The sequence below is a fragment of the Arthrobacter stackebrandtii genome (assembly GCF_017876675.1).
Lineage (GTDB): Bacteria > Actinomycetota > Actinomycetes > Actinomycetales > Micrococcaceae > Specibacter > Specibacter stackebrandtii.
On the sequence record NZ_JAGIOI010000001.1, the window covers coordinates 4,267,954 to 4,282,554 of the forward strand.

The window sequence follows — 14,601 nt, forward strand, 5'->3', positions numbered from 1 at the left end:
CCGGCGCGATGGCGATACGATCGGAAGGCAGCTACACCATTCCGCAGCAACTCAAAGTGAGGAAAAAATTTCAGTGAGTGCGAAAGAACCCATCAGCTTCCACGTTGTGAGCTCCGACTTGTCGAAGGTGTCCGCCGACGCCCTCGTGATCGCCGTCAGCAAGGGTGCTGACGGACCCGTGATCCTCGACGCCCCCATCTCCCCCGCCGCGCTGACCTCCCTCAAGGCCTCCCTGTCCTCGTTGGGCGTCACGGGCACCGCCGACCAGGTGGTCCGCCTGCCCGGCCTGCCCGACACGGGCGCCAAGATCCTGGTCCTGGCCGGGATCGGCAAGCTCAGGGACGGGGCCGCCACGGATGAGGCCCTGCGCCGCACGGCAGGTGCCGCCATCCGCCAGCTCGCAGGCCTCAAGCATGTCGTCTTTGCCCTGCCAACGACGTCGGTCGCCCAGTTGGGTGCCATTGCGGAAGGTGCCGCGCTGGGCGGCTACCAGTACGCCAGCCTGCACTCGAGCACCGAAGGCAGGCAGGCTCCCGTCTCCAAGGTGACCATCCACTCAACCCTCGCCAAGGACCCGGCCCTGGCGGCCGCCGTCGAACGCGCAGCCATTGTGGCCAAGGCCGTCAACGCCACCCGCACCCTTGTCAACGAACCGCCGAGCAGGCTGTACCCGGCAACATTCGCCGAAGCGGCAAAGGACCTGGCCAAGGGACTGCCGGTCAAGGTGACGGTGCTGGATGAGAAGCGCATGTTGAAGGAGGGCTGGGGCGGCATCATGGGCGTGGGCCAGGGTTCCTCGCGGCCCCCGCGCATGGTCAAGCTGGAATACAAGTCGGACCGCGCAGTGGCCTCCCTGGCGTTTGTGGGCAAGGGCATCACCTTTGACTCGGGCGGAATCTCCATCAAGCCCGGCGCCGGCATGGTCACCATGAAGTGCGACATGGCCGGTGCCGGTGCGGTGCTGAACGCCGTACTGGCCGTGGCCGCCCTGGGCCTGCCGGTCAACGTCACGGGCTGGCTGTGCATTGCCGAGAACATGCCCTCAGGCACCGCCATCCGCCCCTCCGATGTGCTGACAATCCTGGGCGGCAAGACGGTGGAGGTGCTCAACACCGACGCCGAGGGCCGCCTGGTCATGGCCGACGGCCTGGTCGCAGCGTCGCAGGAACTCCCCGATGTCATCATCGACGTGGCAACACTGACCGGTGCGCAGATGATGGCGCTGGGCAACCGCACCGCCGGCGTCATGGGCGATGAGGGTGTCAGTGCCGCCCTGAAGGCCGCCGCGGACCGCGCCGGCGAACTGATCTGGCCCATGCCGCTGCCGGAGGAGCTGCGACCGTCCCTGGACTCCCCCGTGGCCGACATGGCCAACATCGGCGAACGCATGGGCGGCATGATGACCGCCGCCGTGTTCCTGCAGGAGTTCATCGGCAAGGGCAAGGATGGGGAGACCATCCCGTGGGCCCACCTGGACATCGCCGGCCCCGCCTTCAATGAGGGGGCTGCCTACGGCTACACGCCCAAGCAGGGCACCGGCATGTCGGTGCGCACACTGATTGCCTACGTTGAGGATGTTGTGGCCCGCAGCGCATAGCCTGCTGTGCCCCATGCTGTTCCGGCGCAGCCCCTGCCCCAGCGAGAGGCAGGGGCTGCGCCACGCTGTCTGGCAAAGTGAGTATTACCACATTCGCCTTTACTGTGACAGCGGCGACGGCACAGCAGGGAACAACTGACGTAAGGTAAATGCTGAAAGTATTTGTCTTTGACTTCGAAGAAGCCTGGGCGGTTCCAACAGGATTCCCAGACTTCTCTCAATAATTGATGAGATGACGCGCCGAAAACGCGCGCGTCACCCGAACGCGAGGGAGCGTCAAGTGGCCGAACAGGCAGCTGGACAAGAATTCGATATTTTGGTTCTCGGCGGTGGCAGCGGCGGATACGCAACTGCCCTGCGCGCCGTGCAATTGGGCATGACCGTTGGTCTGGTGGAGAAGGGCAAGCTGGGCGGCACGTGCCTGCACAACGGCTGCATCCCCACCAAGGCGCTGCTGCACGCAGCAGAGGTGGCCGACCACGCACGTGAAGGTGCTTCCATTGGCGTCAACAGCCAGCTGAACAGCATCGACCTGGTGGGCGTCAACAAGTACAAGGACGGCATCATCGCCGGCAAGTACAAGGGCCTGCAGGGCCTGATCAAGGGCAAGGGCGTCACGGTCATCGAAGGTGAAGGCCGCCTGACCGCAGCCAACACCGTCACCGTGAACGGCGTGAACTACACCGGCAAGAACATTGTTCTGGCCACGGGTTCCTACTCCCGCAGCCTCCCGGGCCTGGAAATTGGCGGCAAGGTCATCACCTCCGACGAGGCCCTTTCCATGGAGACCCTGCCCAAGAGCGCCATCGTGCTTGGCGGCGGCGTCATCGGCGTCGAATTTGCTTCCGTCTGGAAGTCCTTCGGCGTTGACGTGACCATCATCGAAGGCATGGCCTCACTGGTCCCGAACGAAGATGCCTCCATCATCAAGGTCCTCGAGCGCACCTTCCGCAAGCGCGGCATCAAGTTCAATACCGGCACCTTCTTCCAGGGCGTTGAGCAGGACGCCAACGGCGTCAAGGCCACCCTGGTTGACGGCAAGACCTTCGAAGCAGACATCATGCTCGTTGCCGTCGGCCGCGGCCCGTCCACCGCAGGCCTCGGTTTCGAGGAGGCCGGCGTCACGATCGACCGCGGCTTCGTCATCACGAACGAGCGCCTGCACACCGGCGTGGGCAACGTCTACGCAGTGGGCGACATCGTCCCCGGCGTCCAGCTCGCACACCGCGGCTTCCAGCAGGGCATCTTCGTGGCCGAGGAAATTGCCGGCATGAACCCGGTCATCGTTGAAGACATCAACATCCCCAAGGTCACCTTCTGCGACCCCGAGATTGCCTCGGTAGGCTTGAACGAGAAGCAGGCCAAGGAGAAGTTCGGCGACGCCAACGTTGAGTCCACGGAGTACAACCTGGCCGGCAACGGCAAGAGCGCCATCCTCGGCACCGGCGGCATCATCAAGTTCGTGCGCGAAAAGGACGGCCCGGTTGTGGGCGTCCACATGATCGGCAGCCACATCGGCGAGCAGATCGGTGAGGCACAGCTGATCGTGAACTGGGAAGCCTACCCGGAGGACATTGCAGGCCTCATCCACGCACACCCCACCCAGAACGAAGCCCTGGGCGAAGCGGCAATGGCCCTGGCCGGCCGCCCGCTCCACGGCTAGCAACAATCCGCACTGGTGCACCCGGCGTCCACGCCGGGTGCACTAAGCTGAAAACCAAACTTAGAATTCACAAAGCTTTTCGCGTTCGATGCACAACATGAACGGCGAATGCAGCGCAGAAGAAGGAGAACGGGGACGAAATGTCTGAATCCGTGAACTTGCCCGCCTTGGGTGAAAGCGTCACCGAAGGCACCGTCACACGGTGGCTCAAGCAGGTTGGGGACCGCGTCGAAGTGGACGAGCCCTTGCTGGAAGTTTCCACCGACAAGGTGGACACTGAGATCCCGTCGCCCTTCGCCGGCATCCTGGAAGAAATTCTGGTGCCCGAGGACGAGACCGCGGAAGTGGGCGCCACACTGGCGCGCATCGGCACCGGGGCAGCAGCCCCGGCCGCCCCCGCGGCGGAAGCCGCACCAGTGGCAGAGGCGCCGGCACCGGTTGCAGAGGCCCCCGCGGCCCCCGCAGCAGAGGCTCCCGCGGCAGCCCCTGCAGCAGCACCGGCCGGCGATGCCCACGAGCTGGTCCTGCCCGCACTGGGCGAGTCGGTCACCGAAGGCACCGTCACCCGATGGCTGAAGGCCGTCGGCGACACCATCGAGATCGATGAGCCGCTGCTCGAGGTCTCCACCGACAAGGTCGACACCGAGATCCCCTCCCCCGTGGCTGGCGTCCTGCTGGAAATCCGTGTTCCGGAAGACGAAACCGCAGAGGTTGGCGGCGTCCTGGCACTCATCGGCGCCGCTGGCGCAGCCGCCCCGGCAGCCCCGGCAGCCCCGGCACCGGCAGCCGCTCCGGCACCCGTGGCAGCACCCGCTCCCGTGGCCGCCCCGGCACCCGTGGCAGCACCCGCTCCCGTGGCCGCCCCGGCACCCGTGGCAGCACCGGCACCCGTGGCCGCCCCGGCACCCGTGGCAGCTCCCGCCGCCCCGGCTGCAGGCGCCGAGTCCAACTACGTCACTCCCCTGGTGCGCAAGCTTGCCAACCAGCACGGCGTTGACATCTCCACCGTCACCGGCACCGGTGTTGGTGGACGCATCCGCAAGCAGGACGTCGTTGCAGCAGCAGAGGCCGCCAAGGCCGTTGCCGCCCCGGCCCCCGCAGCAGCCGCCGCCCCGGCAGCCAAGTCGGCTCCCGCCGTCGTGCCTTCCTCACTGCGCGGCACCACGGTCAAGGCACCGCGCATCCGCCAGGTGATTGCCCGCCGCATGCGCGAGTCGCTGGAAGCCTCCACACAGCTCACGCAGGTCCACGAGATCGACATGACGCGCATCGTCAAGCTGCGCGCCAAGTCGAAGGACCAGTTCCAGGCCGTCAACGGCACCAAGCTGACGTACCTGCCGTTCATCGCCAAGGCTGTCACCGAGGCGCTGAAGGTCCACCCCTCGGTCAACGGTGAGTACAACGAGGAAACCCAGCAGATCACGTACCACAACGCCGAGCACCTGGCGATTGCCGTGGACACTGACAAGGGCCTGCTGGTACCCGTCATCTCCAACGCAGGCGACCTCAACCTCGCCGGCCTGGCCGGCAGGATCGCCGATGTTGCCTCGCGCACCCGCAGCGGCAAGATCGGTCCGGACGAGCTCTCCGGCGGCACGTTCTCCATCACGAACATCGGTTCGGTTGGCGCCCTGTTCGACACCCCGATCATCAACCAGCCCAACGTGGCCATTCTCGGCACGGGCACGATCGTCAAGCGCCCCATGGTCATCACCAACGCTGACGGCGATGACACCATCGCCATCCGCCACATGATGTACCTGTGCCTGACGTACGACCACCGCCTGGTGGACGGCGCGGACGCCGGCCGCTTCCTGCAGACCTTGAAGGCCCGTCTGGAAGATGGCGCGTTTGAGGCTGACCTGGGCCTGTAGCACCTGGCGCACGACGGCGGCCGGCGGCTTGGATTTTCCAGGTCGCCGGCCGCTTTTGTTGTGTCAGACGTTGTTGCATGGGTTGTCTTGTTTCTCTGGCCCGTGTCATGTTGGCCACATAAGGCAAACCTTGATAGACACTGTGTCAGCAAGTTGCATAAGCTGGGGGCATGGACTTCTTACGCTTAGTGCTCGTGTTTTTGCATATTCTTGGTGCCGCTGCGATTGTGGGCGGCTGGCTTGCCGCGTTCAAGACACCCACTGTGACCCAGTGGCAGTGGATTGGTGCGCTCACGCAGCTCGTTACCGGCCTGCTCCTGGTGGGGCTGGCGGAGATGGGCGACGGCGACGTCAACAACTTCAAGATCGGCGTCAAGCTGATCATCGCCCTGGTCGTGGCGGTTGCCGCCTTCATCGGCCGCCGCAAGGTCAAGAACGGCGAGCCCGTTGCCAAGGGACTGGCCCACGCAGTGGGCGGCATGGCGTTCATCAACATCGCCGTGGCCGTTTTCTGGGTCTAGCAGCTCCTCCAGGCGGGCGCGGCACCGCCCACCCGCCCAACAGCACGTTCCTGCGCGCCGGAGTTTTCCTCCGGCCGAGCCGGGGACGTGCTGTTTTGCGTTAAGACACCTGCCGGGAAGGGCGGCTGTCAGCCATGCTCGGGAGAAATGCAGAACTCATTTCCGTCGGGATCGGCCAGGACAGCCCAGCGGAACCCTGGAAAAGTATGTTCCTCGACTGTTGTTGCGCCCAGTTCAAGGGCACGGGCCACCTCGGCATCCATGTCCGATGCCTCAAAGTCCAGGTGAAGCCGCCGCCGCCCGCCGGTGGGATCGGCGACCTCTTGGAAGGCGATGCGCGGCTGGCCGGGTTCTGCAGCCAGCCATGTGAACCCGTCCTCCGCAGAGGCCACCGTGGTCCCCAGGAATGCCGTCCAAAAGTCACGCAGAGGCGCAGAATTGTTCGTATTGATGACAATTGTTGAGAGTTTAATCATACGTGGATTCTAGTAACTTCGATTGGCGGCGGACAAGAGCCTAAGGTGGATGTGCGGGCCATGCTTTTGCCGGCTCGCACCCATTGGAATCTTCTTGAGGAGTTAACATGGCTACAACTCGCAACGCCCACGCAGGCTGGGTCGGCGACCTTCCCACCGGCGGCGGCCAGGTCACCCTGGACAGCTCGGGACTGGGCACCTTTGACATCACCTGGAAGGCACGCACCGAAGCTGCCGGCGGCAAGACCAGCCCCGAGGAGCTCATCGCAGCGGCCCATTCCTCCTGCTTCGCCATGGCCTTCTCGCATGAGCTGTCCGGGGCCGGTCACGCAGCCGAGTACGTCAACACCAGTGCAGCCGTGACCTTCGTCCCCGGCACCGGCATCACCGGCAGCCACCTGACCCTTGCCGCGAAGATCCCCGGCATCAGCCAGGAAGACTTCGACACGATTGCCAACGCCGCCAAGGCCGGCTGCCCCGTGTCGGCAGCACTGGCGGGCGTCGAGATCACCCTCGAGGCAACGCTGGAAGCGTAGTCCACTGCCTGCGGCACCAATGCCGGGGCACCATCTGGGCAAGCGCCCTGAAACTGCAGGCCGTGCGGCCCTGCCCGGCCGGACGATGTTCCGGTCCCGCAGGGCCGCACGGCCTGCGGTGTTCCGGGCGGGCACCGGCGCCGAGGCCGGCTGCACCATCACCGCGTTACTGCGGCAAGAATCTGCTGGATGCGCCAGCGCCCGTCCACATTCGCCAGGATGAAGTCCAGTTCTTGCGTCTGCTCCCCCGTCGTGTTGTGGATGAGCACCCCTGCCTTGTCCTGTTCAGCGAAGCTGCTGATGTTGACGGTGGCCTCCACGGTGATCTTGGTTCCGGCAGGGGGCATTGCAGTGCCGGTGCTGGGCGTTCCGGCAGCGCCCTCCTGCGCCGGGGCCGAGCCCGCATCTGCGTCCCCCTCGGCATGGGCCTCGGCCACAGTGATGTCCAGTCCGGTCAGCCGGTGGCCGCGGGCCGCCAACTCGCCAACGATGGCACTGTCGGCGGCCAGGGCGTTCGAGTCGGGAACGTTGACCATGTCCACCAGCTCCTGGTCTGCGTTGGAAAGTGCGTAGGAACGAAGCCAGGCGAGCGCATGGAGCGCCGTGACCGGCTCAGCCGCAGCAAGATCCCTTTGAATTTTGGGTGGAAGCGCACCGGCCCAGGCCATGTTCGTTCCTGGCGCCGCGGCCGGGGCAGCTTCGGGCGGTGCACCGGCTGCGGCATCATTGCCCGGCCCGCCCCACTCCCGCCCCAGCACCATGGCAGTGGCCAGCAGAATTGAGGCCATGGCGGCAGCACCGGCCAGCAGCCACAGCCTCCGCGCCCTGCCGCGCGGCGCAGACGATTCCCTGTTTCCGCTGGTCCACATCCTTGACAGACCCGGGACACGGCCGGAACCACCGCGGCCTTGCGCCCGCCGACGCACGGTGGCAGGGCGCCACCGGCCCCTGGACTTCCTGTGCAGCACCCTCCCCGGACGGCCGGCCAACCCCCTGCCCGTTGACTGGTGCCGGGTGGGCAGCTGTGGCAGCACGCTGGGGTGGACGGCGCTGCCAAGGGCCAGGGCCTCGGCCGGCGCGCTGCGAAACACCGCCTGCGCGAAGGCGGCCGCCGTGGGCCGCCGGGTGGAGTCTTCGTTGAGTCCGGCCTCCAGCGCGGCCACAAGCTCGGCCGGCACATCCCGGACAAAGGTGCCCAGGGGCAGTCGGTCCCGGGTTGCGGGCGGGGCTTTCCCGGTCAGGGCAAACCAGCCGATGGCGGCCAGGGCGAAGACGTCCGCGGCCTCGTCCCGGGCGATGTCGTGCGGGCAGTGGTAGCCCGGCGTGCCCGCCGGCGGGACGGGCGGCTGGCCCAGCATCCGGCCGAAACCAAAGTCGGCGAGCAGCGGCTTTCCGACGGCGCTGAACAGGACGTTGCCGGGCGAAAGGTCCCCATGGACCGCGCCGCGCCCGTGCAGGTAGGCCAGCACCTGGCCCATGGGGGTCAGAATCGTGACCGCCTCCCCCACGGTGGCGGGCCCACGGGCATGGACGAGTTGCGCCAGCGAGCCTCCGGCAGCGTGGTCCATGATGATGGCTGGGACGCCTCGGGCATCCTCCGCCAGTCCCCGCACGGCCACAAGGTGCTCATGGCGGAACTGGTCCAGGACCCGCCACTCCTGTGTGATTTGGCTTTCATTGTGACGCCCCGCCGCCGCATTCATGTCATCTCCTGCGGAACCGGGCACCAAAGTGATGAATTTGGCCGCAACCTGCTCACCGCCGTCGTGCGGGGCCATGAGCCAGACCTCGCCCTGGGCGCCGCGGCCCAGACAACGCACGGCATCAAAGCCGGGAAGGTCCGGTGGGCGGTCCGGCACCCCTTGTGCTTGAAAAGTTTCCATATACAAGTAGTAGACCTGTTTGGCCATTCCTGCCCGAAGTTATCCACAGGCAGGGTGCCGTCCACAGATTTCTGATTTAGGCGAACATGCATCGTCCTCTAAAGTGGCTCCTATGAGTCTTCAGTTTTCAGAACTCGGATTTGCCCCTCATTTCATCGACTACCTCGGTGCGTGGGAACAGCAGCGCGAACTCCACGCCGCCGTTGTTGCCGGCAGTGCACCGAATTCGGTGCTGCTGCTGGAACACGCCGCCGTGTACACAGCAGGCAAACGCACCGAAGACCACGAACGCCCCTTTGACGGAACGCCGGTGGTCAACGTTGACCGCGGCGGCAAGCTCACGTGGCACGGTCCGGGCCAGCTGGTCATGTACCCGATCGTGAAGCTTGTGGATGCGCACAGCATCCGCGCCTATGTGTATGCGCTCGAGGACATCATCATCGAGGTGCTGGCGAACTTCGGCATCAAAGGCGTTCGCGTGGACGGCCGCGCCGGCATCTGGCTGCTGGAGGATGAGAAGGGACCGGACCGCAAGATAGCCGCCATTGGCATCAGGGTCCACGACCGCGTCACCATGCACGGCATCGCCATCAACGCCAACAACAGCCTCGCACCGTACAACCAGATTATTGCCTGCGGCATCCAGGACGCCGGCACCACCACCATGGCCGTGGAAACCGGCCGTGACATCACCACTCGGGAACTGCTGCCGGTGCTCAAGGAAGCCACCGCCAAGTTCCTGGCACCACTCATCACCGACATTGAGCCTGAAGAGGCAACAACCCCCGGCGCAGCGGAAGCGGGCCGGGCAGAAGGAGCACTGCTGTGACGTTGGCACCCGAAGGACGCAAGCTGCTGCGCATTGAACAGCGGAACGCCGCCGTCCCCGTTGAGCGCAAGCCCGACTGGATGAAGGCAAAGGTGTCCATGGGCACCGAATACATCGCCATGAAGAACCTGGTCAAGGGCCAGGGACTGCACACCGTCTGTGAGGAGGCCGGCTGTCCCAACATCTTCGAGTGCTGGGAAGACCGCGAGGCCACGTTCCTGATCGGCGGCTCCGAGTGCACCCGCCGCTGCGACTTCTGCCAGATCGACACCGGCAAGCCCTCCCCCATCGACATGTTCGAGCCCACCAAGGTCGCCCGCTCGGTGGTGAAGATGAACCTGCGCTACGCCACCGTCACCGGTGTCGCCCGCGACGATCTCGAGGACGAGGGCGTCTGGCTCTATGCCGAGACGGTGCGCAAGATTCATGAGCTCAACCCGAACACCGGCGTCGAACTTCTTATCCCGGACTTCTCCGGAAAGCCGGAGCACATCACGGCCATCTGCGAGTCCAAGCCCGAAGTGTTCGCGCACAACGTGGAGACGGTGCCGCGCATTTTCAAGCGCATCCGCCCCGCCTTCCGCTACGACCGTTCCCTCGATGTCCTGACCCAGGGCCGCGACCAGGGCATGGTGACCAAGTCCAACCTGATCCTGGGCATGGGCGAGACCCGCGAGGAAATCTCAGTTGCGCTGCAGGACCTGCACGACGCCGGGACCGATTTGATCACGATCACGCAGTACCTGCGTCCCTCCGAACGCCACCTGCCTGTGGACCGCTGGGTCAAGCCCCAGGAGTTCCTGGACATCTCCCAGGAGGCGGAGGAAATCGGCTTCCTCGGCGTCATGTCCGGGCCGCTGGTCCGTTCCTCCTACCGGGCCGGCCGCTTGTGGGCAACGGCCATGCGCAAGAAGGGGCTGGACATTCCAGAACACCTTGCACACATTGCCGAAGGCATTGAAGATTCAGGGCACACGCGGCAGGAAGCTGCCTCGCTGCTGGCCGCACAATAAGTCCGCCGGAACCCGCTAGAATTGAATCACTATGGCCAAAACTGACTCCCCATCCAGCAACACCGACGACTCCAAGCGTTCACTCTTCGCTCGCAAGCCCAAGGCTGAGAAGCCGAAGAAGAACAAGAAGCCCAGCCGCATCAAGCAGATGGTGGACATCTTTAAGATGACCCGCAAGTCTGACCCGATGATCACGTGGCTGATGATCGGGGCGTTCTTGCTCCCCATCGCCATCTGCTTCGGCATCGGCTTCTGGCTGAACAACTGGATCACCGGCCTGCTGGTGGGCATCCCGCTGGGCGTGCTTGCCGCCCTGTTGATCATGTCCCGCCGTGCCGAGCGCGCCGCCTACGCCCAGATTGAGGGCAAGGCCGGAGCCGCGGGCGCTGCGCTCAGCGCATTGAAGAAGGGCTGGATCTTCGATGAGCAGCCTGCCTCCGTGAACCCGCGCACGCAGGATGTGGTGTTCCGCGCCATCGGCAAGCCGGGAATTGTCCTGGTCACCGAGGGGCCCTCCACCCGGGTCAAGGGCCTTGTTGACGCCGAACGGCGCCGCCTGAACCGGATCCTTCCCAACGTCACCGTCACCGTCATTGAGACGGGCCGCGGCGAGGGCCAGGTTCCGATCGCCCAGGTCACCAAGAAGATGGGCAAGCTGAAGAAGGAACTGACCAAGGTTGAGGTCAGCGCCGTCAACAAGCGCATCACCTCCATGGGCAACAAGCTGCCCATTCCCAAGGGGATCGACCCCTACAAGGCACGCCCCGACCGCAAGGCGGCACGCGGCCGCTGACGACTGCTCAACATTCAATGCCCGGTGGGACTTCCCACCGGGCATTTTTGTGCCGTGCCGGCCGCGGCCCAGTGTGCCACGTGCCAGGGAGCGACCATGCGCGTGGTGCCGGGCAGCATACTTGGAACCCGCGCTCCTTGACCAAGGGGAACTTGAAACAGCAGCACATGCGATGGAGCCAGCCTGGGCGGTCGCACGAACTGCTGTTTCAGCCGAAGGTCGCATGGCAGTTGGCTGTATCCGGGAACTCCGGACCGGCCTTGCCAAAACCGGGCACAGCGCAAGGTGCGGGTGCTCCGGGAAGGCGGGTCCGGCGTCGGGCATCAGGAAAAGAAACACCCGTTAAACAACAGCACCCCCGGCGTACCGGGGGTGCTGGCGGGCTGATGCGCTCAGCGGCGGATCAGGATGGTTTTGATGGCGCGGTCGTGCAGGCCGCGGTGGTCTGCATCGACGATGATGCACGGGATGACCAGGCAGATGAGCACGGCGCGGATGACGCCGTCGAGCAGGCTGGGCTGGCGGCCGTCGAGCTTGACCACCTCGATGCCCATGATGCGGTGGCCCACACTGTAGCCGAGCAAGCCAACCAGGAGCATCTGCTCCACAGCGAAGACGGCGAGGGTTGCCGTGGGGTCGCCGCCAAAGAAGGCGTTGGAAATGAGCAGCGACAGGCCCCAGTCAATGCAAATGGCCAGAATGCGACGGCCGGCACGGGCCATTGAGCCAGGTCCAGATTCTGGTTGCCCCAAACGTTCGCCCGGAAATTTCGATATATTGGAAGTGTCCGGGCCGCTGAGCCAAGAACCGATGTCTTTACGATTTACCACCCCTCCAGCCTACCGGTGTGCGTCCTGCGCGGCGGAATCCACGGAAGTCGGAGGGCTTGTAACGTGCCGGAAACAATTCCGACACGGTGAAGTAATCGCCCTGTTCTAGGCTTGTATTCGTTGCACAGGCACCACGGCCGTTTTCGAGCCGGCCACAATCCCCAGCGCCAAGGAGCGTAGATGTTCAAGAACGCGGAAGAAGTCCTCCAGTTCATCAAAGACGAAGATGTGAAGTTCGTCGATATTCGATTCACAGATCTCCCAGGCGTCCAGCAGCACTTCAATGTGCCTGCCAAGACCGTTGACCTTGACTTCTTCGTCAACGGCCAGCTCTTTGACGGCTCCTCCATCCGGGGTTTCCAGGGCATCGCGGAATCAGACATGCAGCTGATCCCGGACCCCAAGACCGCCTTCGTTGACACGTTCCGCAAGGAGAAGACCCTTGCGTTGAACTTCTCGATCGTGAACCCGCGCACCGGCGACCCGTACCACCGCGACCCCCGCGGCGTGGCTGAGAAGGCCGAGGCGTACCTGGAGTCAACCGGCATCGCCGACACCGCCTTCTTCGGCGCTGAAGCCGAATTCTTCGTCTTCGACAACGTCCAGTATGAATCCTCCGCAAAGGGCTCCTTCTACAAGATCGATTCAGAAGAGGCCTACTGGAACACCGGCCGCGAAGAAGTTGGCGGCAACCTGGGCTACAAGACCCCCGTCAAGGGCGGCTACTTCCCGGTTGCACCCATTGACCACCAGGCCGACCTGCGCGACGCCATGTGCCTTGAAATGGATGCTGCCGGCCTCGAGGTTGAGCGCTCCCACCACGAGGTTGGCGCCGCCGGCCAGGCAGAGATCAACTACAAGTTCAACACGCTGGTCCACGCAGCCGATGACATGCAGAAGTTCAAGTACGTCATCAAGAACACCGCCTGGGCCTGGGGCAAGTCCGTCACGTTCATGCCCAAGCCCGTGTTCGGCGACAACGGCTCCGGCATGCACTGCCACCAGTCGCTGTGGAACAACGGCGATCCGCTGTTCTACGACGAGAAGGGCTACGCCGGCCTCTCCGACATGGCCCGCTGGTACATTGGCGGCCTGCTCAAGCACGCCGACGCCGTCCTGGCCTTCACCAACCCCACGGTGAACTCCTACCGCCGCCTGGTCAAGGGCTTCGAGGCCCCGGTCAACATGGTCTACTCGCAGGGCAACCGCTCCGCCGGCATCCGCATCCCGATCACCGGATCCAACCCGAAGGCCAAGCGCCTCGAGTTCCGTGCACCGGACCCCTCGTCCAACCCGTACCTGGCGTTCGCCGCGCAGCTGATGGCAGGCCTTGACGGCATCAAGAACCGCATCGAACCACCGGCACCCATCGACAAGGACCTCTACGAGCTGCCCCCTGAGGAGGCCAAGGACATCCCCAAGGCCCCCGAGTCGCTCGAAGAGGCCCTGGTCGCCCTGGAGAACGACAACGAGTTCCTCCAGGCCGGCGGCGTCTTCACCCAGGACTTGATCGACACCTGGATCGACTACAAGCGCGAAAACGAGATCAAGCCGCTGCAGTTGCGCCCGAACCCGTATGAGTTCGAGCTCTACTACGGCTGCTAGCCGCTCATGAATGCAGGAGGGTCGGAACATTGCGTTCCGGCCCTCCCATTTGTTTAATGTTCGACGGCGGCGCGCGCCCGCAGCTTTCGGCGCGCCGGGCGGGCAGGCTAGCGCTTGCCAAACTTCTTGTGGACTGCCTGCTTGCTCACGCCGAGGCACAGCGCAATGGCTTCCCAGGAAAGCCCGGCGGCACGGGCGCGTGCCACCATTTCCGATTCTGTGCGGGCGAGCTGTTTGCGGGCTTCCGCCACGGCATACAACGACTCCGCGGGCCCCATTCCCTCAGTGTTTCCAAGCAGAGTTTTCACGATCCCAACCTCCTGGCGTAAACGTTAGTTGACGTGGGCCCTGCCGTCAATGAAAGTTGACGGCCTTTCACGGAGTGTGAAAAGTCCTGTACATGATCCGCTGGGGACCCGACCGCCCGCCCAGGTACCTGCCATGGTCCGCAAACCCGGCGTGTGCATAGGCGCGCAGTCCGGCAGCGTTGTCCTCGTTGACGCCAAGCACGACCCCTTCCGCCGGCAGGTCAAGCTCCGCCGCAATGCCTTGGGCAAGCCCGACGGCGGCTTCGGTCGCCGCGGTGCCGTACCCGAGCCCCTGCGCACGGCGGTCGATCAGGAAGCCGCGCAAAAGGATCGCACTGTCGTTGTCGGCCCATCCGGCGTCGCGGCCTGCATTGACATGCAGAATCCCCATGCCCACCACCGCCCTGCCTGCGCCGCCCGACGTCTCGGCGGTGGCCGGGGCGGCGATCGTGCATGCGGCGGCTGTCCCGGCAGTGACTGCAAACAGGTGGCGGTGCGGGTCGGCCAGGGCCTTTTGCGCCATCGGCCACGGTTCGCCCACGAATGCCGCCTGGCCCGGCATGAGCTCCAGGGCGGCAATGCCGGCCAACAACTTGGAATGCTCGGGTGCCCCGTTCACGGGAAGGAGGGTCACGGCGGCCGGAGTATGCATGCGAAAATCATATGCTGCCCT

At 64.9% G+C, this 14,601-nt stretch carries 14 protein-coding genes; 9 read left to right on the forward strand and 5 right to left on the reverse strand.

The genetic code is table 11. From position 1 onward, the window contains the following. Positions 1-73 precede the first annotated feature (73 nt). From JOF48_RS18705 to JOF48_RS18720, 4 genes are all read left to right on the forward strand, one after another. The gene (locus tag JOF48_RS18705; RefSeq protein WP_342591306.1) at positions 74-1,597 is read left to right on the forward strand and encodes a leucyl aminopeptidase; all 1,524 of its coding nucleotides are present in this window, start codon (positions 74-76) and stop codon (positions 1,595-1,597) included. A 280-nt stretch (positions 1,598-1,877) separates the two neighbouring features. Then, positions 1,878-3,260: a dihydrolipoyl dehydrogenase gene (lpdA, locus tag JOF48_RS18710; protein ID WP_209683578.1), complete on the forward strand. Its 1,383-nt coding sequence runs from the start codon at positions 1,878-1,880 to the stop codon at positions 3,258-3,260. Positions 3,261-3,400: 140 nt separating this feature from the next. Continuing rightward, the gene (sucB, locus tag JOF48_RS18715) at positions 3,401-5,134 is read left to right on the forward strand and encodes a 2-oxoglutarate dehydrogenase, E2 component, dihydrolipoamide succinyltransferase (RefSeq protein ID WP_209683581.1); all 1,734 of its coding nucleotides are present in this window, start codon (positions 3,401-3,403) and stop codon (positions 5,132-5,134) included. A gap of 170 nt (positions 5,135-5,304) precedes the next feature. Continuing rightward, a complete protein-coding gene (locus JOF48_RS18720) occupies positions 5,305-5,655 on the forward strand; it encodes a hypothetical protein (RefSeq protein WP_209683584.1) in 351 nt (116 codons plus the stop codon). 128 nt (positions 5,656-5,783) lie between these two features. Here the strand turns inward: JOF48_RS18720 and JOF48_RS18725 are convergent, their stop codons facing one another. After that, on the reverse strand, positions 5,784-6,131 hold the full coding sequence (locus JOF48_RS18725; RefSeq protein ID WP_209683586.1) for a VOC family protein: 348 nt from the start codon (positions 6,129-6,131) through the stop codon (positions 5,784-5,786). 107 nt (positions 6,132-6,238) lie between these two features. Here JOF48_RS18725 and JOF48_RS18730 point away from each other — a divergent pair, with 107 nt between their 5' ends. Next, on the forward strand, positions 6,239-6,667 hold the full coding sequence (locus tag JOF48_RS18730) for an OsmC family peroxiredoxin (protein WP_209683589.1): 429 nt from the start codon (positions 6,239-6,241) through the stop codon (positions 6,665-6,667). Positions 6,668-6,825: 158 nt separating this feature from the next. On the opposite strand, the gene JOF48_RS18735 is transcribed toward JOF48_RS18730, so the two are convergent. Continuing rightward, positions 6,826-8,550, reverse strand: coding sequence for a serine/threonine protein kinase (locus JOF48_RS18735; protein ID WP_209683592.1), 1,725 nt, complete (start codon positions 8,548-8,550; stop codon positions 6,826-6,828). A 103-nt stretch (positions 8,551-8,653) separates the two neighbouring features. On the opposite strand from JOF48_RS18735, the gene lipB reads away from it, so the two are divergent. From lipB to JOF48_RS18750, 3 genes are read left to right on the forward strand one after another with little or no spacing between them, the layout of a single operon-like run. Continuing rightward, a complete protein-coding gene (lipB, locus tag JOF48_RS18740) occupies positions 8,654-9,379 on the forward strand; it encodes a lipoyl(octanoyl) transferase LipB (protein WP_342591307.1) in 726 nt (241 codons plus the stop codon). Next, entirely contained in the window at positions 9,376-10,392 is a 1,017-nt protein-coding gene (lipA, locus tag JOF48_RS18745) for a lipoyl synthase (RefSeq protein ID WP_209683596.1), read from the forward strand. The genes lipB and lipA overlap by 4 nt, the downstream gene beginning before the upstream one ends. A gap of 31 nt (positions 10,393-10,423) precedes the next feature. Beyond that, a complete protein-coding gene (locus tag JOF48_RS18750; RefSeq protein ID WP_209683598.1) occupies positions 10,424-11,185 on the forward strand; it encodes a DUF4191 domain-containing protein in 762 nt (253 codons plus the stop codon). Positions 11,186-11,577: 392 nt separating this feature from the next. Here the strand turns inward: JOF48_RS18750 and JOF48_RS18755 are convergent, their stop codons facing one another. Then, positions 11,578-12,015: an RDD family protein gene (locus JOF48_RS18755; protein WP_209683600.1), complete on the reverse strand. Its 438-nt coding sequence runs from the start codon at positions 12,013-12,015 to the stop codon at positions 11,578-11,580. A gap of 180 nt (positions 12,016-12,195) precedes the next feature. On the opposite strand from JOF48_RS18755, the gene glnA reads away from it, so the two are divergent. After that, positions 12,196-13,620, forward strand: a complete 1,425-nt coding sequence (gene glnA / locus JOF48_RS18760) for a type I glutamate--ammonia ligase (RefSeq protein ID WP_209683602.1) — start codon at positions 12,196-12,198, stop codon at positions 13,618-13,620. Positions 13,621-13,727: 107 nt separating this feature from the next. On the opposite strand, the gene JOF48_RS18765 is transcribed toward glnA, so the two are convergent. Further along, entirely contained in the window at positions 13,728-13,928 is a 201-nt protein-coding gene (locus tag JOF48_RS18765) for an AsnC family protein (protein ID WP_342591308.1), read from the reverse strand. A 67-nt stretch (positions 13,929-13,995) separates the two neighbouring features. Then, positions 13,996-14,580, reverse strand: coding sequence for a GNAT family N-acetyltransferase (locus JOF48_RS18770; RefSeq protein WP_209683604.1), 585 nt, complete (start codon positions 14,578-14,580; stop codon positions 13,996-13,998). Positions 14,581-14,601 lie beyond the last annotated feature (21 nt).

What these genes read in the sequence shown, in the direction of transcription:
- JOF48_RS18750 (WP_209683598.1), top strand. Translation starts at nt 10,424, where the DNA reads ATGGCCAAAACTGACTCCCCATCCAGCAACACCGACGACTCCAAGCGT.
- JOF48_RS18770 (WP_209683604.1), bottom strand. Translation starts at nt 14,580, where the DNA reads ATGCATACTCCGGCCGCCGTGACCCTCCTTCCCGTGAACGGGGCACCC.
- sucB (WP_209683581.1), top strand. Translation starts at nt 3,401, where the DNA reads ATGTCTGAATCCGTGAACTTGCCCGCCTTGGGTGAAAGCGTCACCGAA.
- JOF48_RS18730 (WP_209683589.1), top strand. Translation starts at nt 6,239, where the DNA reads ATGGCTACAACTCGCAACGCCCACGCAGGCTGGGTCGGCGACCTTCCC.
- JOF48_RS18720 (WP_209683584.1), top strand. Translation starts at nt 5,305, where the DNA reads ATGGACTTCTTACGCTTAGTGCTCGTGTTTTTGCATATTCTTGGTGCC.
- JOF48_RS18725 (WP_209683586.1), bottom strand. Translation starts at nt 6,131, where the DNA reads ATGATTAAACTCTCAACAATTGTCATCAATACGAACAATTCTGCGCCT.
- glnA (WP_209683602.1), top strand. Translation starts at nt 12,196, where the DNA reads ATGTTCAAGAACGCGGAAGAAGTCCTCCAGTTCATCAAAGACGAAGAT.
- JOF48_RS18735 (WP_209683592.1), bottom strand. Translation starts at nt 8,550, where the DNA reads ATGGAAACTTTTCAAGCACAAGGGGTGCCGGACCGCCCACCGGACCTT.